Below are 21,603 nucleotides of genomic sequence, written 5' to 3'. Positions count from 1 at the left end.
CCCCATCAACCCCAGCGCGGCTAGGGGCGCTGGGGAGGAGAAAATTTAGGCCTTGATATAAGCATCGCCCGTGCGCTCGGTGGTGTGGCCGATGACGGGGTAGCCGGGGACCTCGCCGATGAGGAGGAGTCCGCCGGAAGTTTGGGCGTCGGCAAGCAGCACCAGCTCTTCCTCGCTCAAGGAGGTTTCCAGGTGTGGGCGTACCCAGTCGAGGTTGCGGCGGGAGCCACCGGGGATGAATCCTTCCGCCAAGGCCTCCTTCGCGCCGTCGATGGTGGGCACGGCGGAAAAGTCGAGCTCCGCGGCGATGCCAGAGGCGCGGCACATCTTATAAAGGTGGCCGAGGAGGCCGAAGCCGGTGACATCGGTGGCCGCACGCACGCCTGCCTCCACCGCGGCACGGGCGGCCTCGCGATTCAAGGTGGTCATGGAATCGACTGCGGCTTGGGATACCTCGCCGGTGGCCTTGTGTTTATTGTTGAGGATGCCTACGCCGATGGGCTTGGTGAGGGTAATGGGCAGGCCGGGCTCGGCGGCGTCGTTGCGCATGAGCTTTTCGGGCGCGACGATACCGGTGGCGGCCATGCCATAGAGTGGTTCAGGGGCGGTAATGGAATGGCCGCCGGTAACAGAGATGCCGGCTTCGGTGGCTACGTCCATGCCGCCGCGCAGGACCTCGCGTAGTACGTCCAGTCCGAGCTTTTCATTGGGCCAGCCTACGAGGTTGATGGCGGTAACGGGGGTGCCGCCCATGGCATAGACATCAGAAAGCGCGTTGGCCGCAGCCACTCGCCCCCAATCGTAGGGGTCATTGAGCATCGGGGTGAAAAAATCCGCGGTGGAAATAACTGCTAGACCATCCTGGATTTTGACTGCCGCAGCATCATCGCCATCATCTAGGCCCACCAGTACATTAGGGTCGGCCTTGCCTATCAGGCCCTCGACGGCAGACTCAAGCTGGCCAGCGGGAATCTTGCAGGCGCAACCGCCGCCTGCGGCGAAAGAGGTGAGCTTAATTTCTTCGGTCATAGCGCCATTTTACTCATCTCCAGAGAGTATCTGGCTGCAAAGCTAGGGCGGGAACCCGCTTGCGGCGGCGTGTGGCGATAGGACAGAGGGCGCCGAGGTTTCGCCTTCGAGGGGCTTAGTGGACGTGGGGATGACAGGTGTATTGGCGCCGGGGAATGCGCGTGTAAGGTGAGCACACGGAGGCGTACGTGTCCTGGTGGGCGCCCCGGTCTTCAAAACCGGTGAGGCCGAGCATCTCGGTCTGGCAGGTTCGATTCCTGTCCGTCTCCGCCATTCGCGCGCAAGGAGGAATGCCACAGTGCCCACGCCCACCCCTGCAGCCAGCCCCGATCCCCGTCGGAATATTCCCCGCATGGATGAGCTGCTCCAGCTGCCAGAAGTAGAAACCGCGCGACAGCGCCTTGCCGAGCACACCATTCGTGCAATTGTTCAGCGCACAGTTGCCCAAGCACGCCGCGGCGAGCTGCCTATCAACGATATCCCCACAGAAATTGCGCAACGCCTGGGGCAGCAGAGGGTGCATTCCCTGCGGCCGGTCATCAACGCCTCCGGCGTCATCATCCATACCAACTTAGGGCGCGCCCCTCTTCCGGGAGCCGCAGTAGAGGCCCTTCATGACGCCGCCTCTTATACCGACGTGGAAATGGACCTTGATTCTGGCAAGCGCTCGAAAAACCGCGGAGCTGGCGCCACGGCTGCGCTGCTTGCGGCCTGTCCCGGTGCAGAAGATGCCCTCGTGGTCAATAACGGCGCCAGTGCCTTGCTCTTGGCCACTGCCGCACTCGCCCCGGGCAAAGACGTCATCATTTCGCGCGGCGAACTTATTGAGATCGGTGCGGGCTTTCGTTTGCCGGAGCTCATCGAGTCTACGGCCACGCGCCTCAAGGAAGTCGGCGCGACTAATCGCACGCATCTGGCCGATTATGAGCGCGCGCTGGGGGAAAATACCGGCGCCATTTTGAAGGTGCACCCTTCTAACTTCCGCATTGAGGGCTTTACCTCCGCAGTCGGCGTGGATGAGCTGCACCGCCTAGCAGCGCAGCACCATACGCGGCTCATTGTGGACCTGGGTTCTGGTTTACTAAATCATGATCCCGCGCTGCCAGAGGAACCAGATATTCAGGCCCAGCTGCGCGCCGGCGCCGATATCGTCATTGCCTCCGGCGATAAGCTACTCGGCGGCCCGCAGGCAGGAATTTTGCTCGGTACCAAGGAGGCGATTGCTGCGGTGAAAAAGCACCCACTTGCGCGCGCCGTGCGTATAGACAAGCTGCGCCTCAACGCCTTGGAGGCTGCCATTTCCACGCCTTCGAATGCGGTGCAAGATGCACTGCATCTGGACAGGGAGACCCATCGCGCGCGCACGGAAGCGATAGCGGAGGCAGTCGGTGCGCGCGTAGTGCCCCACGATGGCCGCGTAGGCGGTGGCGGGGCGCCCGAATACCCGCTACCCGGTTATGCGGTTAGCCTGCCAGAACACTTTGCGGACGCGCTTCGCCACCACGAACCACCGGTGGTAGCCCGGGTGCATCAGGGCAACTGCTTAGTGGATATACGCTGCGTTCCCGCAGACCAAGACGCCGTGGTCATTGCCGCGATTAAGGCGGTGGGCTAGGTGTACGTCGTTGCTACCGCCGGCCATGTAGACCATGGCAAGTCCACCTTGGTGCGCGCACTTACGGAGATGGACCCGGACCGGTGGGAAGAAGAGAAGCGCCGCGGGCTCACCATTGACCTAGGATTTGCCTGGACCACCTTGCCCTCTGGTGCAGATGTGGCTTTCGTGGACGTGCCCGGCCATGAAAAATTCTTGGGCAATATGCTTGCCGGCGTGGGCCCAGCCCCAGTGGTCCTTTTCGTGGTGGCAGCTGATGAGGGGTGGCAAGCCCAGTCCACCGATCATCGCGATGCCTTGCGCGCCCTGGGCGTAGAGCATGGAATTATCGCACTTACCCGCAGCGACCGCGCCACCGTAGATCGCACCGCCGAGATCCGTGCGGAGTTGGCAGATACCCCGCTTGCCGACGCCCCCATTATCCCCGTCTCCGCCCCCACCGGCGAAGGCATTGCAGAGCTGCGGCGGGCGCTGGATGATGTGCTTGCTGAAGTACCTGCTCCCGATCCGACAGCCCCAGTGCGCCTGTGGGTCGACCGGGCGTTTAGCGTGAAGGGAGCGGGCACCGTGGTCACCGGAACACTCGCCGCGGGCAGCTTGCGCGTAGGCGATAGCCTGCAGGTGGTGACAGCTGAGGGCGAAAAGACGGTGGAAATTCGGGGACTGCACAGCGAAAATAGCGCACAGGAATCCCTTGGCCCTGTCACCCGCGCTGCCGTCAACCTGCGGGGAGTAGATGCCGCCGAGATACACCGCGGCGACGTAGTGCTGAGCCCAGGCGCATGGCGACTGGTGGAGCACCTCGATATTCGCCGCACCTTTGGCGCCGAGCTCGATGGGCTGCCAGATAACCTCGTCGTCCACACCGGTACCGCCGGGGTAGAGGGCCACTTGCGGCCCCTTTCGCCCGATTTCGCGCGCCTTAGCTTGGCTCATCCGCTGCCCCTTCAGCTCCTCGACCGCTTCGTCGTCCGCAGCCCCGGCGGTCGCCACGTCGTCGCCGGGGTAGAAGCAGTAGATCTCCGCCCGCCGGAGCTTAACCGTCGCGGTGCCGCTCGCCGTCGCGCAGAAGAACTCAGCGCGCAGGAGTCATTTAGGGATCCTGCATCCTATCTGTGGCGCGTCGGCTACGCCCGCTTGGATGACCTCGCCCGCGATGGCTTCGATACTGCCGCGCCACCCGCAGGCATCATCGCCTTCCGCGAGTGGTGGATAGCCGCTTCCCAGGTAACACGGTGGAAGGAAGCACTCAACGATGCTCTGCATGCCCACGCTGCCGCACATCCCTTGGCGCCGGGAATGCCTCGCAAGGCGGCCATGGATGCCTTCGGCATGCGCGACGAAGGATTGCTAGGGCTTGCGATCGCCGCTGCGAAGGCAGAAAGCAGTGAGGGAGTGCTTCGTCTGCCTGGGCAACGGGTGGATCTCGGCGCGGCTGAGCAGGGCATTGCTGTTATCGAGAAGAGACTTAAAGCGTCACCCTTTGCGGCACCAGAGGCAGATGATTTAGCGGAGCTGGGTCTGGGTACCAAGGAGCTTGCTGCCGCTGAGCGCGCCGGGCGCCTGTTGCGTCTTCAGCACAGCATCGTGCTTTTGCCCTCGGCACCAGAGGAAGCGCGTCGGTACTTGGCCGAGCTGGAACAGCCCTTCACGCTTTCTGCTGCCCGCCGGGCCTTGGGGACGACGCGACGGGTAGCCATTCCGCTCCTGGAATATTTAGATGCCCAGCGGATTACTCGCCGCGGGGAGGGAGGCTGCAGAACCTTGCGCTAGCAAGGACACTTTGGCGGGGCCGGTAGCTATTTGCGGTGGTTTCCTCCGCGGTGGTGGGAAGTCTCGCGTGCTACGCGCCGAGCCCGCACGCGCGCGGATTCGGAAGAATAACGGCCTGGTTCCTCGGCTACCGGGAGCACGCGCCAACTAAAACTCTGCTCGCCTGGGACAGAGGAGACCAATTCTGCAAGCTTGGCGCTGGCTTTAGGCGGCGTGGCCGAGTGAGCAGTTTGTTGTGGCGAAGCCGTCTGGGAAGGCGCAGCGGGTGCGGCTGGCTGCGCGTGCGGTCCTTGCGGACGACGCGAGCCCGTGGGAAGTGCAGTGACGATGGTCTCGCCGGATACTGTGTGATCCCAGACTTCGGGCGGCGTGGGCATGGATGCGGGCGCGGCGGCAGGAATCGCAGGTTGGGGAGCAGGCACGCGCAATGGTGGGACGGCGGGGGAGAAGATTTCCTCGGTGGTGGCGGTATCGGCGGGGATGTCGACTGCAAGCATGCCGTGGCTCGTGTAGGCACGGGCGGACAGCCCCGCTCCGGAGGCACTAGCAGCCTCGAATGCGGCACGCAGACCAGGCAGCGAGGCGATATCGCCGCAGGGGCCGAGAACCATATCGTCGCAGGTAGCCACAGCCGTACCGGAAAGGTCTTCCAGGGTAACGAAGAATTGTTGCGTACCCATGCACTGAAGCTGGGGTGAGGAAAGGTCGCCGGCGGCGACGTCGATAAGCACGCCTCGTCCACCGGCTAGCAGCGCGGTTCCTTGGGGCTGGTCATTGACCGGAACCATCCACGGCCACAAGCCGAGGGACACGGCAACCTCCACCTTGCCGTCTACTACTTCCACTGTGGCACTAGTCTGTGGCTGGGCAAACGAGTTTTTCAAACGCTCTAGGGCGGGATATTCCGCGGCTTCTACCTCATCCAAAAAACCTAAAAAGCCGAAGTCTGAGCGGATGCGCCAGCCGTTGGTGTAGGTATCGGGCTCTAGGGAGACATCGACAAGCGCTGCGTGCTCGGCCACACCGGGGATGCTCAACGCGGTGCCCAGCACGGGGTGCTCAAGGACTGCGACATGCTCCACGCCGAAGTAACTAGTCGCGAGCGGGTAAAGCGCCATAGAAAGTCACTCCCAAGGTTTAAGGCCGGTAAACAATGCTGGACCTATTTTACGCATATGGGGGTAAGGCTGATGCCAGCTTTATATCCAGCGAGTTTTTATTAATGTGTAGACAGCTCTTTAAAAGTGACGCCTGAAAATAGAATAGGAGTAGAACCATCTCTTCTTCACCGTCTTCTTCATCCCGCCCTGTGCGCGGGGTAAATAGCTCGGAAGAAAGTAAAAAACGCACCCGTAACGCCAAGCGCATTCTCAAAGACATTATGTACCCGCATAATATCCACCCTGCGCTGGTGCCGGGCGTTTCCATTGAGGATCAGAAGGTTAAATATGGAGTGGATAAGCCGATCCTTGTGGCGGTCGGCGGCCTGGTCATGGCCTTCGTCATTTGGGGTGTGGTTGCGCCCGAGCAAGTCTTTGATGCCTCTTCGGCCGCGCTGGATTGGGTAATGCGCAACTTGGGTTGGATTTTTACTGCCTTGGCTACGTTCCTGATGTTTTTGCTCCTCATCTTGGCCTTTTCCAAGTACGGAAAGATTCCACTGGGGCTCGATGGGGAGAAGCCAGAGTTTTCCACGGTGAGCTGGGCTGCGATGCTCTTTGGTGCTGGCATTGGTATCGGCATTATTTTCTTCGGCCCCTTCGAACCGCTGAGCTACTACCTTTCGCCGCGGCCAGGCGCGTACGAGGCAGCTAGCGATAAAGCCGTGCTGGGAGCAATGGCTCAGGCCGCAATGCACTGGGGATTTAATGCTTGGGCAATCTATGCCATCGTGGGCTTGTGCGTGGCCTATGTGTCTTTCCGCCGCGGCCGCGTTCCCCTGATGAGTTCCATTTTGATGCCGCTTTTTGGCAATCGTTCTACGGATTCCCTGCCGGCGCGCATCATCGACGGCCTGGCCATTATTGCCACGCTCTTTGGTACCGCCGCGACCTTGGGCATTGGTGCGCTGCAGATCGGCCGCGGCGTGGAATTGGTTAGCGGCTGGTCCACCACCGGCAATACTGCGGCGCTGGTCATTATCGTGGTGCTGTCTATCGGCACGATTTTTTAGGCCGTTTCGGGCGTGGCTAAGGGCATTCGTTGGCTCTCAAATATCAACCTGGTGCTAGCGCTTGCGCTGGCGCTGTTCTTCTTCGTGGTAGGTCCCACCGCTTTCTTGATCAACATGTTGCCGGCAGTGGTGATTGAGTATCTTGATAAGATGCCGCAGATGCTCTCTGCCAATATGGGCGAGGGCGAAGATATGGTGGCATTCCTCTCCTCATGGACCACCTTCTACTGGGCTTGGTGGGTATCGTGGTCACCGTTTGTGGGTGTTTTCGTAGCCAAGATTTCGCGCGGGCGTACCATCCGCCAGTTCGTGCTTGGCGTGCTGCTTATTCCATCGGCCATCATTGTTGCTGCCTTTACCATTCTTGGTGGCACCACCATTTGGCTGCAGCGCCGCGATGGCGATATCGCCCCGGACGGCACTATTGACTCTATGCCGGCGGCAGAAGATATCTTCTTTAAGGTCCTGGACCATTTCCCAGGTGCGGAGTGGATGGCACCCATTGTCATTCTCATGCTGGTTGTCTTCTTCATTACCACGGCGGACTCCGCATCCATTGTGAACTCGCAGCTCACGCAGCGGGGTAACCCCAAGCCAAACCCTATTGTTACCGTCTTTTGGGTGGTGTGCATGGCCGGCATCGCTGTGGTCATTTTGCTCGCTGGCGGACGCAATGCGCTGCAGGGCCTGCAGAATCTTATTACGATTACCTCTCTGCCATTTGCGGTCATCATTGTGCTTATGTGTATCGCGCTGGTGCGCGAGCTGCGCCATGATCCAATCTCTATCCGTCACTTCTACGAGGATGAGGCGGTTTCTAATGCGATTGTGCGTGGCGTGCGCGATTATGGCGATAATTTTGCCTTGTCCATTGAACCGACGGAGGGGGACTATGCAACGGGCGCGCACTTTAACTCCACTGCAGCAGAGGTGACCGATTGGTACGCGCGCACGGACGAGGAAGGCCACGCTGTGGGCTATGACTACGAGACAGGCGAGTACGTGGATAATGATCCTTCTATCAAGAATGGCGAATTTATCTCTCCTGTGCCTGAGGACAAAGATGAGGGTTAATACCTGATAATTATTATCAGGTAGGGTGCCAGCTATGACTCTTAGTACCTTTGTTTTCGCCTTCGCCTTGGTGCTGCTTTCGGGGCTATCGACCTCGATTGGCGGAGCCTTGGCGGTGGGAAAGCGCCAGCCGGGCCCGGCTTTCATGGCTGCAGCTCTAGGTCTTTCGGCCGGTGTGATGCTCTACGTCTCCTTCATGGAGATTCTCCCCGAAGGCATATCCCAGCTTTCCGACGCCCTCGGGGGAGAAACCGCTGGCACCTGGGCCGCCGTCGGTGCCTTCTTTGCTGGCATTGCCGTCATTGCCATCATTGACCGGCTCGTGCCGGAAGAGATCAATCCCCATGAGCCGGCTACGACGGCCGAAGAGGCCCGCCGCAAAAAGCTGATGAAAACTGGCGTATTTACCGCCTGCGCGCTGGGGCTGCACAATTTTCCGGAAGGATTCGCCACCTTCTTATCCGGCCTAGAGTCTAAGGAAATCGCGGTGCCGGTGGCGGTGGCAATCGCCATTCACAATATCCCGGAAGGCATCGCGGTGGCCGTCCCGCTGCGGGAGGCAACCGGATCACGCACGAAGGCCTTTTGGTGGGCCACCTTGTCTGGGCTGGCGGAGCCGATTGGCGCACTCATTGGTTTCGGCATTCTCATGCCGGTGATTGGGCCGGCCACGATGGGAATCAGCTTCGCCGCCATCGCCGGCATCATGGTCTTTATCTCACTGGATGAGCTTTTGCCCACCGCCGAAGAAACCGGCGAGCATCACCACGCCATTTATGGCCTGATCGCCGGCATGGCCGTAATGGCGGTTTCGCTGATGCTATTTATGTAGCAGGCCTACTGTGCTTGAAGCCTAAGCCTCTGCCGGCGTGGAAGAGGTGCTCGAGGACTTGCCAAAGGAAGCTTTGACTGCCATGACGATGGTGGCGATGACCGTGCCGAGAACCAGGCCGCAAACCATAGACATGCCGGTCTCTGCCAGCCAAGCCAGGGCGCCATTAGAAATCTTTTCGGTCACGGAAGCGATGAATTCGTGCGGCTGATTCATGCCGAATTCGTGCAGGCCCTTGACCACGATATGGCCGCCGACCCATAGCATCGCGGCGGTGCCGATGACGCCGATAATATCGAGCACAATGGGCATGCCCTTGACAAGTGCGTTGCCCACCGTGGATTTGCCATTGTGGCGCTCATTTAAGGCCATGCCAATATCGTCCATCTTGACCAATAGGCCCACGGCGCCGTAGACACCCAAGGTCAATATGATGCCGACGAAAATGAGGGCTCCGAGGCGCATCCAGAACGGCTGGTCGATGACCTCGTTCAAGGAAATGACCATGATTTCAGACGACAAGATGAGGTCAGTGGTAATCGCGGACTTGACCAAGCTATCTTCGGCGTCTGCACCCTTTTCCTGGACTGACTCGGTTTCTTTTTCTCGGTGGGGAAGAAGGTGGTGCAAGATTTTCTCGGCACCCTCGAAGCAAAGGTAGGTACCGCCGCACATCAAGATAGGCGTGAGTGCCCAGGGGGCGATCCAAGAAAGGATCATCGCGATGGGCAAGATGATGACGAGCTTATTGATAAGTGAGCCCTTGGTGATGCGCCAAATCATCGGCAGCTCGCGCTGCGGCTTAATACCTTCCACGTATTGCGGGGTTACGGCAGCATCGTCGACCACTACACCTGCGGCCTTTACCGAGGTTTTGCCCGCGAGGGCGGCCACATCGTCAACGCTGGAAGCAGCGGAGCGGGCGATCAAGGCGACGTCGTCAAGCAGTGCAAATAGGCCACCGGCCATAAATTATCCTTCTGGGGCTAGGGTAATGTCATCGGACCACGTCAAGTTTATCCCTTGATGTGCTAGCCAAGCCATCGCATCGTCACCCCTGCGAGTAATGCCTTCTACGGCGGTTAGGGTGGTGTCGATCGCTTTTTCTGCATCCTCGGCAGTAATCAAACCAGCGGAGGTGGCGGCAGAGAGCTCATCAATGTCGAGCACGGAAATGGGCTCGTCGCGCGTTGCGACCAGGTCCACATAAAGATCGCGGGTGGTCCAGAGCGCACCATCGCGCTGGATTTCGGCAACGTCGATATAAAAATCTTGGTGGACGTCTACGCCCGGACGGAAGTGAAAGATATTGGCACGCAGGTTAAGGCCGGGTAGCAGCCACGATTCTAGGTAACCAAAGCGTGGGTGATCGGCGCCGCGGGCCATGTACAGACCAAACTCGGTTTCGGTGTAGGTATCGACCTCGCGCAGGAAACCTTTGGGGTCGGTGTTGGTGTAATCGGCGGTATTAAAGGTCTCGCGCTTGACCGGATGGAGGTCCGCCGCCATTTACTTCACCTCAAGGAAAGCGGCAGTGGGGGCGAATTTGCAGTGGGACTCTTGGGTATTAACGCCGCCGGATAGCAGCGCGATGACGGTACCCTTGCCGGTCTGGGCGGTGCCGGACAAGGTAGTGGGGCCATCCTGGTTGATGCCGTTGTTATTCAGCGGGGTGATGCCGCTGCGCAGGGTATCTAGGTTGAACCACTGCACATTCATTCCGCCCTGCTCGCGCGCGGCCGGAGGGGTGCCAAGAGCGGTAAAGAGGAAGACGGTCTCGCCGGGTTGTGCACCAGGTGCTGGCATTTCCGTGGGGCCAGGTACGGCAATGGCCGAGCCCATGGCATCGCTGGTGCCGCCGATGCAATGTGCGGAGACGGTGGGCCAATAAAACTGGCGGAAATTCGGGTTATTGCCCTCCGGCATAGCCACGCCGCCCTTGCCATCGCCGCCGCCGGCGAAGAACGCGAGGCCCGAGAGAATAGCGTTGCGAACATCCTCGGGAATCCAAGGTTGTGCCGCAAAAGCGCGGATGCGGTCCTGGGTTTCCTGATTGGGGCGGCCGAGCTCGTCCAGCGGGCTATGGGTCGATGCCTGCTGCACTAAGGAAGAAAGATCCGGTGCGGATGCCTGCGCAGGGGCGACGAGCGGAGAGGCGAGGCCGATGAGCGCGGCCGTGGCCGCGGCGATATAACCGGTACGGCCGGACAGGCGCCAAGTGGTGCGGGCGTGGCTCACGTTATCAATTCCTTGGGTGCGGTCTCGGGAAAGGGAGTTAAACCCCAGTTGTCACATTTGTAACAATATTACCTACAGTAACGATAGTGATGGCAAGGACAGTGTCAAGTATTTTGGCAATCTATAAGAATTCTCGCTCTCCCTATACGGTGCGTTACGGGGTAAAGCCATCCCCAATGCTGCACTTGGCCCTTTAAGGGGGTATCGTGGGAGCTCGTTCAAGATCAAATTCGCGCGCGCAAGCGCTGTAGATCCTCCGAAGGAGAACCCCACTAGTGAGTAATACCGAGTTCCGTAATGTTGCCATCGTCGCGCACGTTGACCATGGCAAGACCACCCTGGTCAACGGCATGCTGGAGCAGTCCGGCGCCTTTGGTGACCACGGTGAACACACGGACCGCGTCATGGACTCCAATGATCAGGAGCGCGAGCGCGGCATTACCATTCTGGCCAAGAACACGGCCATTCACCGCAAGGGCCTAGGCAAGGACGGCCAGGACCTGATTATTAACGTCATCGACACCCCAGGCCACGCCGACTTCGGTGGCGAGGTCGAGCGCGGTATTTCCATGGTGGATGGCGTCGTCTTGCTCGTCGATGCCTCCGAGGGACCGCTGCCGCAGACCCGCTTCGTGCTCACCAAGGCACTGGAAGCCAAGCTGCCGGTTATCATCTGCGTGAACAAGACTGACCGCCCGGATGCCCGCATCGACGAGGTTGTCTCCGAGTCCCAGGACCTCCTGCTGGAAATCGCCGCCGGCCTGGAGGATGAGGAAGCTGCAGCCGCCGCCGAGGAGCTGCTGGACCTGCCGGTTCTCTACGCTTCCGGCCGCGCCGGCGTTGCCTCCACCGAGAACCCAGGCGATGGCAACGTCCCTGCGGGCGAGGATCTGCAGCCGCTTTTCGACGTCATCTATAACGTCCTCCCAGAGCCTTCCGCTACCGTCGACGCCCCACTGCAGGCGCACGTGACCAACCTGGACGCCTCCGACTTCCTAGGCCGTATCGCGCTGCTGCGTATTTACGCCGGCCGCATTAAGAAGGGCCAGCAGGTGGCCTGGATCCACTACGACGAGGATGGCAACCAGCACACCAAGACCGTGAAGGTCGCCGAGCTGCTGCGCACCGTCGGCTTCGAGCGTCAGCCGGCCGAGGAAGCCATCGCCGGTGACATCGTGGCTATCTCCGGCATTTCTGACGTCATGATTGGTGACACCATCGCCGATCCGGAGCACCCTGAGGCTTTGCCGCGCATCACCGTAGACGAGCCGGCCATCTCCATGACCATCGGCGTGAACACCTCCCCGATGGCAGGCCAGGGCGGCGGCGATAAGCTCACCGCGCGTATGGTCAAGGCCCGCTTGGAGCAAGAGCTCATCGGTAACGTTTCCCTGCGCGTGCTGCCCACCGAGCGCCCCGACGCTTGGGAGGTACAGGGCCGTGGCGAGATGGCGCTGTCCGTGCTGATTGAGTCCATGCGCCGCGAAGGCTTCGAGCTGACGATTGGCAAGCCGCAGGTTGTGACCAAGGAAATCGACGGCAAGACCTACGAGCCATACGAGATCCTCACCATTGACTCCCCGTCCGAGCACCAAGGTGCTATCACCCAGCTGCTGGCCGCCCGCAAGGGCCAGATGCAGGCCATGGATGTGCGCGAGGGCGACTGGGTACGCATGATCTTCCGCGTTCCTGCCCGTGGCCTCATCGGCTTCCGCACCCAGTTCATGACCGAGACCCGCGGTGCCGGTATCGCTAACTCCATCTCTGACGGCCTGGATGTCTGGGCCGGCGATATCAAGTCCCGCCCGACCGGTTCCCTGGTGGCTGACCGCACCGGCCAGATCACCCAGTACGCGCTGACGCAGTTGGCTGACCGCGGCAACTTCTTCGTCGAGCCGGGCGCCGAGGCTTATGAGGGCATGGTCGTTGGCGCCAATAACCGTGATGAGGATATTGACATCAACATCACCAAGGAAAAGAAGCTGACCAATATGCGCTCCGCTACTGCGGAGGCCACGGTCACCCTGGCCAAGGCACACACCCTTTCCTTGGAAGAAGCACTGGAATTCTGTGGCAACGACGAGTGCGTCGAGGTCGCCCCGGACGTCCTGCGCGTGCGCAAGGTAGAGCTTTCCGCTACCGACCGCAAGCGTGCCGCCGCCCGCGCGAAGCAGATGAATAAGTAGTGAGCACCACCTTAGGTGGTAGTGATTGCCGCTGAAGTGGCAACCACCGCCGCTACTGCTGCCGCCTCCTCTACTACGGCCTTAACCGCTGAGGAGGCGGTTTTGTCATATGTCACCTCCTTTTTGATCTCCTGAATGCGTGCCCGCATTTCCCGTCGATTCATGCCCTCCGCATCATTTTTGAGCAGAGTATAGGCACCGGAGACTTCGCGGAGGATATCGAGGATGATGACGTCATTGACCTCGGCTGGACGTTGTGCTTCCAGCACCGCGACCAGCCGCTCGCGCAGTTGGTGCTCTAATTCCAAGTCCGTCATGATGTAGCGGTCGCCGCCCCATTGCCACCACTTGGCTTTTTCTATGTCGAGCTGGCCATTCGCGTGGAAATCCAAGGCGATGATTTCCCGTGGGGTAAACCAAGAAGCTTCCAAGAGCTCCTTCGTACTGGCGGTCTTGCGCTGCTGTAACTCCTCCCAGGCCCAGGCCAAAACTGGGTTCTTCGGGCGCTGGGTGGTAGTTACTACCTTTTTCTTTTCCGCAAGTTCGACGTGCCCGCCCAGCAGTAGGTCGGCGAGGACGGTAGCGCGTAGGGCGGCCTCATTATTGGACACCCAGTCTTCTTTCTTGCCATTGTCTTTAGTTAATAGCAGGAACATTTCTTGGCAAATCAGCATGGTGCCTCCCTCAAAGTTGCGGTCTGAGCCTGAGTCTAGCGCCGAATATCTTCGTTCCGGCGGGGTAGAGGGACTAAAGTAGTCCGCGATGAAAAAGAATCCGGCTTCAACAAGGCGCGCGGCGTCGGCAATGGCGGCGGTGCTGAGCGCCGCTAGCCTTGTTTTCTTAAGCGCTTGCGCGGCTAACCCTGGCCCTCCACCGGTGGTGGAGGATAATGCCTCCGCGCTGCAAGAGGATCAGGCCACCACCACTGCAAAACAGCAAGAAGAGCTACCCCAAGACGCCGATTCCGCCAAGCGTCCTACTATCTCAGTGGGCGTAGATCCCTTGCGCGCGGGCTTAAACCCTCACCTGGTGGCCAATAACTCCGAGCTGGTGGACCAGATTGCGGAACTGGTGTTGCCTTCAACCTTCCACGGCGGTCAGAGGGACGCCGATATCTTGGAGTCCGCTGCCGAGGTCAACGCCCCCAAGGGGGTGGCGCAGCGGGTGCGCTATGTTATTGCTTCACCTGCACAGTGGTCAGATGGTACGCCCATCTCTGGCGCGGACTTTAGCTACTTGTGGAAGCAGATGACCACGACCGCCGGTGTACGAGATCCCGCTGGCTACCACGCCATCTCGGCCGTGAATACCTCTGATGGTGGTCGCGTAGTCACGGTGGATTTTTCTCAGAAAGTTAAGGACTGGCACCTGCTCTTCCATAACCTACTGCCTTCGCACTTGCTGCAAGATGATAATTTCGGCTCTGCATTAGCGGATAAGATTCCAGCATCGGCCGGACGCTTCCTTGTTGATAGCGTGGACCGCGGCCGCGGAGTCATTACCTTGAACCGAAATGATCGGTTCTGGGGCGCTAATCCGGCCCAAGTGGATGTCATCCAGCTCAGTGAGGTGCGCGATAGCACCCAAGCGCTGAATATGCTGCGCTCCGGACAGATCGGATTCGCGGACTTTACTCCGGACCAAACCTCAGAGGAGGCGTTGGGTCTTTTAGGGCATGTTTCTGAAAAAGCACTTACCCGTCCACGCCAATTGCGCCTGCATATGTCTACTGCAGAAGGCGCATTGGAAGAAAGGGCAGAGCGCCGCGGATTAGCCTCATTGATTGATACGGATCAGGTTGCCCGATTGGCCACAGGCCGTGCTTCCAATCTGGAGCCCGGACATAACCCTATAAGCAAAGACACGGATCTTACTGCGTTGCGCGCACGCGCCAGCAAAAAACCGATTCGCTTTGCGGTAGATCCTACTAGCCCCACTGCCTTGGCCGCGGCAAATACCCTCTACGATGTTCTGGAAGCCCACGGGATAGATGCCGAGGTGGTTTCCGAGCGCCTGACCACAATAACCTCCAAGCTTTTGCCAGAAGGCGATGTGGATGCCGTGGTTACTTGGGAAGATATCTCCTTGAACTCGTTGGCGGCGGCAAATATCTTTAGCTGCGATAATAAACAACCACTGGCAGGCGATTTGTCCGGAATCTGTCCGGAGAATGCGGACGAGATTCGCGAGGAAATCTTGTCCGGGACCATGAGCCCGAAGGAGGCGCTCGGCCGCATTCGAGAAGTGAACTCTAAAGAAGCGCTCTACGTGCCGTTGATGGATGAGACGCGTATCCACGCGCTCGGGAAGGGTATTGTAGGCCCCGGCCAAAGCATTGATGATTGGGACGGGGGTCTTATCACCGCGCCCCGCTGGAGGATAGATGAAGACTAAGGATTTAACCGGCTATCGCGTGGTGGCAGTCCATGCCCACCCGGATGATGAAACCCTTTTTATGGGCGGTACCCTGGCGAGCCTCGCCGCACGCGGCGCCGAGGTCACAGTTATTACGCTCACCTTGGGCGAGGACGGCGAGGTTATTGGTGAGCCCTACCAGGGCCTGGCCGACCATGATCAGCTCGGCGGCTTTCGCGCTCGCGAATTGGCTAACGCACTGGAGGCTCTTGGAGTAAAGGGAATCCAGCTCGGCGGCTTCGGTCACTTCCGTGACTCCGGCATGGCGGGCTCACCCTCCCACGAAGATTCGCGCGCGCTGGTCAATCGCATCGAGGAGGCGGCCGATTTCCTGAGCGACGAGCTCGAGACGATTAAGCCCCACGTCATCTTGACCTACGGGCCTGATGGCGGTTACGGCCACCCGGACCACATTGCGGTGCATAAGGCGGTAATGAAGGCGGCGTCGCCAAGCACACGCATTTGGTACGGCATTTTTGAACGCGCCGCTAACTACGGCGGCCTGGAAACCCTCGATGCCCCAGCTGGATGGACCAAGCCCAGCCAGGAGTACTTGGACAATTTCACCAACGAGGGTGCTGATGTCACTGTCGCTCTTTCTGACGCCGCCTTGGACGCCAAAGGCCGCGCCATGCGCGCTCACGCCTCCCAAATTTGGTTGGCCGATGGCTCCACCACCCGCACCAATCCCGCGTCCGCTGTGGCCGCGCTCCATGAACCTGAGCGCGTGCCCGGCGCCTTTGGCCTGTCCAATCTGCTAGTTATGCCGCTGCTGCCTGCCGAATACTTCCAACTGGGTCAAGGCGAGCCGGCCGATGATTTGCTCGGTGGGCTGTGATGCGCACGGATTTTAGCCGCGGCGAGCAGGTAACCGGCCTGGTGTGGTTGGCTATTGGCGCGTTGCTTTCGGTATTTCTCGAGGTCATTTATCTCACCGCCCGCATCCCGCTATCCAATGGGGCGAGCGTAGCCTTTCCCATTACGATTGTGATCGCGTGGTGGTTCAACTCCGTGCTTACCCGCACCGCCCGCTTGTGGAGCCGCACGCCGGTAGTCAGCGCCATCCCGCTCATCGTATGGTGCTTGGGCTTTTTCGCCTTCATGCTGATGGTGCCAATGACTGGAGACATGCTCTTGGCCAATAATATTCTCAGTCTGCTCCTGCTTTTGGCGGGAATAGGCGGCGGCGTTTGGCCATTTTTCAAGCAGAAGTGACATACTATTAATCACCCCAAATCCTAGACATCAGGAAGTTTCAAGGAATCTCCATGACTTATACGATCGCACAGCCTTGCGTTGACGTAATGGACCGCGGCTGCGTTGAGGAATGCCCTGTTGATTGCATCTACGAGGGCAAGCGCATGCTCTACATCCACCCGGATGAGTGCGTGGACTGCGGCGCCTGCGAGCCGGCATGCCCGGTCGAGGCCATCTTCTACGAGGATGACGTTCCCGATGAGTGGCTGGACTATAACGACGCTAACGCAGCCTTCTTCGATGACCTGGGCTCCCCAGGCGGCGCTGCGGCCCTCGGCCCGCAGGACTTTGACGTCCCGATGATTGCCGCGCTTCCGCCACAGAATCAGGAGTAAGACATGGCTCGCACACCGCTAGGAAAGACGCTTCCAGACTTCCCCTGGGATTCACTGGCCGGCGCCAAGAAGAAGGCCCAGGCCCACCCGGGTGGAATCGTTGACCTCTCGGTGGGCAACCCCGTTGACCCAGTAGCCCCAGGCGTGCAGCTTGCGTTGACCGCAGCCGCGCAGGCCTCCGGCTACCCGCAGACTGCCGGCACCCCGGAGCTGCGCGAGGCCATCGCCGCCGCGCTGACCCGCCGCTACAACATGCAGGTAGATCGCGTACTGCCGGTAGTTGGCACCAAGGAGGCCATCGCCTGGCTGCCTACGCTCTTGGGCATGCGCGGCGAGACCGTTGCCTTCCCCTCGGTGGCCTATCCCACCTACGAGGTAGGCGCACTACTCGCCGGAGCCACTCCGCTGCGTGCGGATTCCGATTTCCAAGACGCCTCTTTAGTCTTTTTGAATTCGCCTTCCAATCCCACGGGCCGTGTGCTCGGGGTAGAGGAGCTGCGCCGCATCGTGGCGTGGGCGCGCGAGAACGACGCCATCATTGCCTCCGATGAGTGCTATATGAGCTTGGGCTGGAATGACGATAATCCGCCGGTGTCCATCCTCGATCCGCGCGTGACCGATGGCGATAACACCGGGCTCATTGCCATGCATTCGCTATCCAAGACCGCGAATATGGCTTCCTACCGCGCTGGCTTCTTCGCGGGCGATAACGACCTCATCGACGAGCTGCTGCTGCTGCGCAAGCACGCCGGCCTCATCGTTCCAGGGCCCATTCAAGCCGCCATGGTCGCCGCGCTTAACGACGACGACACCGAGACGCTTCAGCGCAACCGCTACGCCTCCCGTCGCGCGGTGCTCATGCACGCGCTTATCGACGCCGGCTTTACCATCGACCACTCCGATGCCGGCATGTACCTCTGGGCCACCCGCGGCGAGAATTGCCGCGAGACCATCGACTGGCTTGCCGAGCGAGGTATCCTCGCCGCCCCTGGTGACTTCTATGGCCCAGCTGGCGAGAAGCACGTGCGCATTGGTCTCAACGGCACCGATGAGCGCATCGATGCTGCAGTAGACCGCCTCGCCGGTGCCTAATTCCGGCAGGCCTCCCGCACGCGAGGGCATATCCCCGCGCAAGACGGTCCTGCGCGGCTACGTGCCCGAAAAAGGGGAGTACTTCGCCGCTCGCGCCGGCGATTCCCCTTATCCGCCTGGGGCTTTGCTGCCGGCTGGGGCCGAGCTGCCGCGTCCCGTGCCCGCCTGGTATCACCCCACTGTGCCTGCCGAGCGCCCCATTCCTTTCGACTACTCAGTCATCTACGCCGACCGCGACCTCATCGTGGTCGATAAGCCGCACTTTCTACCCACGACCACCAATGGCCGATTACAACGCGAAACTCTGCAAACCCGGCTGCGCGTGGATTTTGGTGAAGACGATATTGTGCCCCTGCACCGCCTAGACCGCTTGACCGCAGGCCTTGTGCTTTGCTCTCGCAATCTCGCCACTCGCGCCGCTTACCAGCGCATCTTTGGCAAGGGGAGCGCGGTGAAGAGGTATCGGGGCGTCGTCAAGCGGCCGCTTTATGTGGACCGGGAAATCACCCTGCACATGCACAAGCTCCGCGACTCACGCCAGGTGCTCGTTGCTTCCGATGGCACGCCCACCTCTACGTATGTGCGCGCCGCCGGCCGAGAGGTGACCATGTGGCCGCGCACCGGCCATACCCACCAACTGCGCGTGCTACTCAATCATCTGGGGCACCCGCTTCTCGGGGACGACACTTATCCCGTCCCGCGCAAGCTCGACCTCTATGATTTTCGCGCCCCGCTCGCCTTACTCCATGAGGCTATCTCTTTTATAGATCCTCTATCACAATCCGAGCGTCAATTTTTCAGTTCGCAGGACTTAAGAACTACAATCGAGTAGTTATTAAATCACTGGCTAGAAAGGCGGCCCATGGCAGACCTCAGCGTCGCGCGCTTTGTGTCCAATTTTGGGCAGTTTCTCAAATTCGGCATTGTTGGCGGCTCCGGTACCGCGGTTAATCTCTTTGTGGTCTATTTGTGCAGAAAGATTACTTGGTGGTCTGGCGGCATCGAGGCGGATGATCCCTTCATCAATCTCTTCGGCTCTGTTTTCCATATCCGTTGGTACCACGTGTTTTTGACCATTGCGTTCTTGGTCGCCAACACTTGGAACTACCAGCTGAATCGCATGTGGACTTTCCGATCGGTGGCGAAGGTGTCTTGGCTGCGCGGTTTCTTCCCATTCCTTCTCGCTGGAATTGGAGCTTTTATCGTAAGTCAAGTTGTGGCGACACTGTTAATGAATCCGACTTCGCCGCTGCATTTGCCCACAGACATTCTGGATGATTCGACCGGTTTGCGTACAAAGGTGTACTGGGCATCAGCCATTTCTATTATTGTCGCTATGCCGATTAACTTTATCTTGAACAAGCTGTGGACCTTCCGCTCGCAGCCGAAGACGCCTCAACTTGTCGAGGAAACCGAGCCGGCCTAGCTAGGTCCCGTGTTCCTTTTCATCCCCGCCGCCCTTCGCGCTCACCAGCGCAGGTTGGCGGGGATTTTTCTTTCTCCCAGTGAGCGCGAAGGGGACAGTACCTCCCGTCGCGCTCACGGGGAACGAAATCAGAGAAAACCCGCCGTCCGCGGTGAGCGCGAAGGGCAGGTTGAAGTGCCGGAGTGGGACTAGTCCTCTAGCTCGGCATCGAGGCGAGCTTGGTCGCGGCGGTGCTGGCGGCGACGAAAAAGGGGAGTGAGGGCGAGGGCTACGATGACGCCTACCCCTGCGCCGATGAGGTAGGAGACGGGGTCGTGGCCGTCGGCTGGCGCATAGGCGTTATAGGCAATGCCGGCGAACATGACTATAAGAGGGATGAGGTAGACAGCGATAGCCGTCCAATTGCGGCTAACAATTGGGGTGGCCACGCGCTTGCGCATCCAAGCAGAACCGATGGAGTTGCCCACGATGGACGGCACGAGCGCGAGGAAGCACAGCATGGACATTTGGCCAGGAAGGACCCAGGCGAGAATTGCGGCGACGACGAGTTCGAGGAACGGGATTGGGGTCATTCCGATTACGCAGGACTTGTAGAGCGTGTCGCGTTCGAACTCATCGCGAGTCGCGCGATCGATTTCCTTGAGGGAGTAATTGGCGATGGCGTTAATCATGTTGTTCAGCTCCAAAAATTTCTTCGACGGTTTTTCCTAGTTCGTGGCAAATATCCAGTGCGAGGTGCACGGAGGGCGAGTAGTTGCCGCGTTCGATATTGGCGATGGTTTGGCGGGAGACGCCAACTCTTCTGGCGAGTTCAGCTTGTGATAATTCGAGCCAGCGGCGCCATTTGCGGACCATGTTGGGGTGCTCGGCCACCTGTTCTCCTTTACGGGCTGTCGTTCTTGCATCACCGAGTGTAAAGGAAAGTTGTCACTACGGCAAGGTTGATACGCACAGATGCCACCGCCAATAGGGCACAGTGGCTGAGGTAGGGAGCTGCGGACTACCGCCTTTGAGCACTTCCAACGTGGCCTTGATAAGCAAAACGGCTTGGCTGAGGTGGTGGATGATGTCATCGGCAGTAAAACGCAAAACGGTATAACCGTGTGCTACAGCCGCGTTCTGTTTGGTACGGTCAGCTTGAAAGGCCACACTGTGCTTGTGGTATTCCCAGCCGTCAACTTCCACCAGCAACTTGCCAATCTTCAGGTCAAAGCGGTAGCCGGCGATGAGAACATTGTGCTTGGGGTAGATTCCTTCTGCGCGAAGCTGCCTACTTAGTGTGCGTTCCGGCGGGCTATCTGCGCCTATAGCAGCGTGTCGTATCGCCTCTCTAAGAGGCTTCGGGACGCGCCTCATTCGCCGACGGTCCTCTTCGAGGCGGCCGGGCCCGTGCTTTCCTTGGTAGTAGTCTTCCAATAAGGGCCTGCATGCACGCGAAATTCTGCGTGCAGCCCATAGCGGTTGCACCACCGGTAGGCCGTTGACCTTGTGTGTGGCCCGGAGGCGCGAGTGCGACACGCGGAAGCATTTTCCCTTCAACGTGCGGGGTCCCTCTGCTTCCAACGGAAATGTTATTGGCCGGCCCAGATAAATCTCCTGCGCGGTCTTTCCGGTGAAATGGATTCGGCTGAGCCCATGCGCCAAGGCCCGCGCTACCGCCAGGGGCGTCCACGTATCGGTATAAATCCCCCGATGCACGCGATACAGCTTCCTCTCACGTACCTTGCGGCGAATCGCCTCTTTGCTTAAACCTTGCTCGTGAAGTTCCGCGGTTGTCCATTCCCCCATGGGAATAAACGTAAACAGCCGCAGTGCGTGATGGCTACGCTTCTCGCTGCAGCCTGTGGATAACTCAGGGACGGGGCTCGATTTTCCGCCGCGTGGCCTGGATCGCTGTGGATAACCGCCCCTCGCGCTCACCGGCAGCCACCCTTTGGCAGAGATCCGTGTTCACGGTGAGCGCGACGGGAGCGGTAGAAAAGGCCGTCGCCCTTTGCGCTCACCGGCAGAGCTTTCCGACGTCCCCATTCGTTCCCCGTGAGCGCGGCGGGCGGAGCGTAGGGCACCTCACCCCCTCGCGCTCACTGGGAGACGAAAAGAGACGTCCATTCGCGCGCCGGTGAGCGCGAATGGACGTCTCTTTTCGTCTCCCAGTGAG

At 59.8% G+C, this 21,603-nt stretch carries 20 protein-coding genes, 1 tRNA gene and 1 pseudogene; 13 read left to right on the top strand and 9 right to left on the bottom strand.

From position 1 onward, the window contains the following. Positions 1-45 precede the first annotated feature (45 nt). On the bottom strand, positions 46-1,029 hold the full coding sequence (gene selD / locus WMP96_RS11115) for a selenide, water dikinase SelD (protein WP_023021862.1): 984 nt from the start codon (positions 1,027-1,029) through the stop codon (positions 46-48). 178 nt (positions 1,030-1,207) lie between these two features. Between selD and WMP96_RS11110 the strand changes: the two genes are divergently transcribed. The 3 genes from WMP96_RS11110 to selB all read left to right on the top strand — a co-directional run bounded on the left by WMP96_RS11110 (position 1,208) and on the right by selB (position 4,417). Continuing rightward, positions 1,208-1,302 (top strand) — tRNA-Sec (locus WMP96_RS11110). A 79-nt stretch (positions 1,303-1,381) separates the two neighbouring features. Next, the gene (gene selA / locus WMP96_RS11105) at positions 1,382-2,644 is read left to right on the top strand and encodes an L-seryl-tRNA(Sec) selenium transferase (protein WP_051138347.1); all 1,263 of its coding nucleotides are present in this window, start codon (positions 1,382-1,384) and stop codon (positions 2,642-2,644) included. Beyond that, on the top strand, positions 2,645-4,417 hold the full coding sequence (gene selB, locus WMP96_RS11100) for a selenocysteine-specific translation elongation factor (protein ID WP_301716337.1): 1,773 nt from the start codon (positions 2,645-2,647) through the stop codon (positions 4,415-4,417). A gap of 26 nt (positions 4,418-4,443) precedes the next feature. Here the strand turns inward: selB and WMP96_RS11095 are convergent, their stop codons facing one another. Beyond that, positions 4,444-5,535 (bottom strand): hypothetical protein, encoded by a 1,092-nt coding sequence (locus WMP96_RS11095; protein WP_301716338.1) that lies wholly within the window; start codon positions 5,533-5,535, stop codon positions 4,444-4,446. Positions 5,536-5,726: 191 nt separating this feature from the next. Here WMP96_RS11095 and WMP96_RS11090 point away from each other — a divergent pair. Then, positions 5,727-7,664, top strand: a pseudogene (locus WMP96_RS11090) (BCCT family transporter). A 34-nt stretch (positions 7,665-7,698) separates the two neighbouring features. Then, entirely contained in the window at positions 7,699-8,496 is a 798-nt protein-coding gene (zupT, locus tag WMP96_RS11085) for a zinc transporter ZupT (protein ID WP_301716339.1), read from the top strand. Between the two features lie 21 nt (positions 8,497-8,517). Here the strand turns inward: zupT and WMP96_RS11080 are convergent, their stop codons facing one another. The 3 genes from WMP96_RS11080 to WMP96_RS11070 are packed head-to-tail and all read right to left on the bottom strand — an operon-like array spanning position 8,518 to position 10,734. Further along, on the bottom strand, positions 8,518-9,465 hold the full coding sequence (locus tag WMP96_RS11080) for a DUF808 domain-containing protein (RefSeq protein WP_340433476.1): 948 nt from the start codon (positions 9,463-9,465) through the stop codon (positions 8,518-8,520). 3 nt (positions 9,466-9,468) lie between these two features. Continuing rightward, complete coding sequence (locus WMP96_RS11075) at positions 9,469-10,005, bottom strand: DUF402 domain-containing protein (protein ID WP_301716341.1); 537 nt, start codon at positions 10,003-10,005, stop codon at positions 9,469-9,471. Further along, positions 10,006-10,734 carry an Rv1157c family protein gene (locus tag WMP96_RS11070; protein WP_239208040.1) on the bottom strand — a complete coding sequence of 243 codons (729 nt, stop codon included), beginning with the start codon at positions 10,732-10,734 and terminating at the stop codon, positions 10,006-10,008. 275 nt (positions 10,735-11,009) lie between these two features. Between WMP96_RS11070 and typA the strand changes: the two genes are divergently transcribed. Continuing rightward, positions 11,010-12,920, top strand: a complete 1,911-nt coding sequence (gene typA / locus WMP96_RS11065; protein WP_086588097.1) for a translational GTPase TypA — start codon at positions 11,010-11,012, stop codon at positions 12,918-12,920. Positions 12,921-12,931: 11 nt separating this feature from the next. On the opposite strand, the gene WMP96_RS11060 is transcribed toward typA, so the two are convergent. Then, on the bottom strand, positions 12,932-13,594 hold the full coding sequence (locus WMP96_RS11060) for a GOLPH3/VPS74 family protein (RefSeq protein WP_340433470.1): 663 nt from the start codon (positions 13,592-13,594) through the stop codon (positions 12,932-12,934). An 88-nt stretch (positions 13,595-13,682) separates the two neighbouring features. Here WMP96_RS11060 and WMP96_RS11055 point away from each other — a divergent pair, with 88 nt between their 5' ends. Genes WMP96_RS11055 through WMP96_RS11025 form a run of 7 tightly spaced genes read left to right on the top strand, consistent with a single transcriptional unit; the run spans position 13,683 to position 19,445 of the window. After that, entirely contained in the window at positions 13,683-15,314 is a 1,632-nt protein-coding gene (locus tag WMP96_RS11055; RefSeq protein WP_301716343.1) for an ABC transporter family substrate-binding protein, read from the top strand. Further along, on the top strand, positions 15,304-16,173 hold the full coding sequence (locus tag WMP96_RS11050) for a PIG-L family deacetylase (RefSeq protein WP_200287786.1): 870 nt from the start codon (positions 15,304-15,306) through the stop codon (positions 16,171-16,173). Before WMP96_RS11055 ends, WMP96_RS11050 begins: the two co-directional genes overlap by 11 nt. Beyond that, positions 16,173-16,550, top strand: coding sequence for a hypothetical protein (locus WMP96_RS11045; RefSeq protein WP_049361462.1), 378 nt, complete (start codon positions 16,173-16,175; stop codon positions 16,548-16,550). Before WMP96_RS11050 ends, WMP96_RS11045 begins: the two co-directional genes overlap by 1 nt. A 53-nt stretch (positions 16,551-16,603) precedes the next feature. Next, positions 16,604-16,927 carry a ferredoxin gene (fdxA, locus tag WMP96_RS11040; RefSeq protein ID WP_005327491.1) on the top strand — a complete coding sequence of 108 codons (324 nt, stop codon included), beginning with the start codon at positions 16,604-16,606 and terminating at the stop codon, positions 16,925-16,927. Between the two features lie 3 nt (positions 16,928-16,930). Further along, positions 16,931-18,019, top strand: coding sequence for a succinyldiaminopimelate transaminase (gene dapC, locus WMP96_RS11035; RefSeq protein WP_301716344.1), 1,089 nt, complete (start codon positions 16,931-16,933; stop codon positions 18,017-18,019). Beyond that, on the top strand, positions 18,012-18,851 hold the full coding sequence (locus tag WMP96_RS11030; RefSeq protein WP_301716345.1) for a pseudouridine synthase: 840 nt from the start codon (positions 18,012-18,014) through the stop codon (positions 18,849-18,851). The genes dapC and WMP96_RS11030 overlap by 8 nt, the downstream gene beginning before the upstream one ends. A 30-nt stretch (positions 18,852-18,881) precedes the next feature. Then, on the top strand, positions 18,882-19,445 hold the full coding sequence (locus WMP96_RS11025) for a GtrA family protein (RefSeq protein ID WP_200287781.1): 564 nt from the start codon (positions 18,882-18,884) through the stop codon (positions 19,443-19,445). 188 nt (positions 19,446-19,633) lie between these two features. On the opposite strand, the gene WMP96_RS11020 is transcribed toward WMP96_RS11025, so the two are convergent. From WMP96_RS11020 to WMP96_RS11010, 3 genes are read right to left on the bottom strand one after another with little or no spacing between them, the layout of a single operon-like run. After that, a complete protein-coding gene (locus WMP96_RS11020; RefSeq protein ID WP_301716346.1) occupies positions 19,634-20,116 on the bottom strand; it encodes a transcriptional regulator in 483 nt (160 codons plus the stop codon). Then, complete coding sequence (locus tag WMP96_RS11015) at positions 20,109-20,318, bottom strand: helix-turn-helix transcriptional regulator (protein ID WP_023021845.1); 210 nt, start codon at positions 20,316-20,318, stop codon at positions 20,109-20,111. Before WMP96_RS11015 ends, WMP96_RS11020 begins: the two co-directional genes overlap by 8 nt. A 57-nt stretch (positions 20,319-20,375) precedes the next feature. Then, positions 20,376-20,801: an endonuclease domain-containing protein gene (locus WMP96_RS11010; protein WP_301716347.1), complete on the bottom strand. Its 426-nt coding sequence runs from the start codon at positions 20,799-20,801 to the stop codon at positions 20,376-20,378. Positions 20,802-21,603 lie beyond the last annotated feature (802 nt).

Origin of the sequence: Corynebacterium sp. KPL4035 (assembly GCF_037908325.1) — a bacterium.
Taxonomy (GTDB): domain Bacteria; phylum Actinomycetota; class Actinomycetes; order Mycobacteriales; family Mycobacteriaceae; genus Corynebacterium; species Corynebacterium kefirresidentii.
This window is presented reverse-complemented; position numbering and strand designations above follow the sequence as displayed.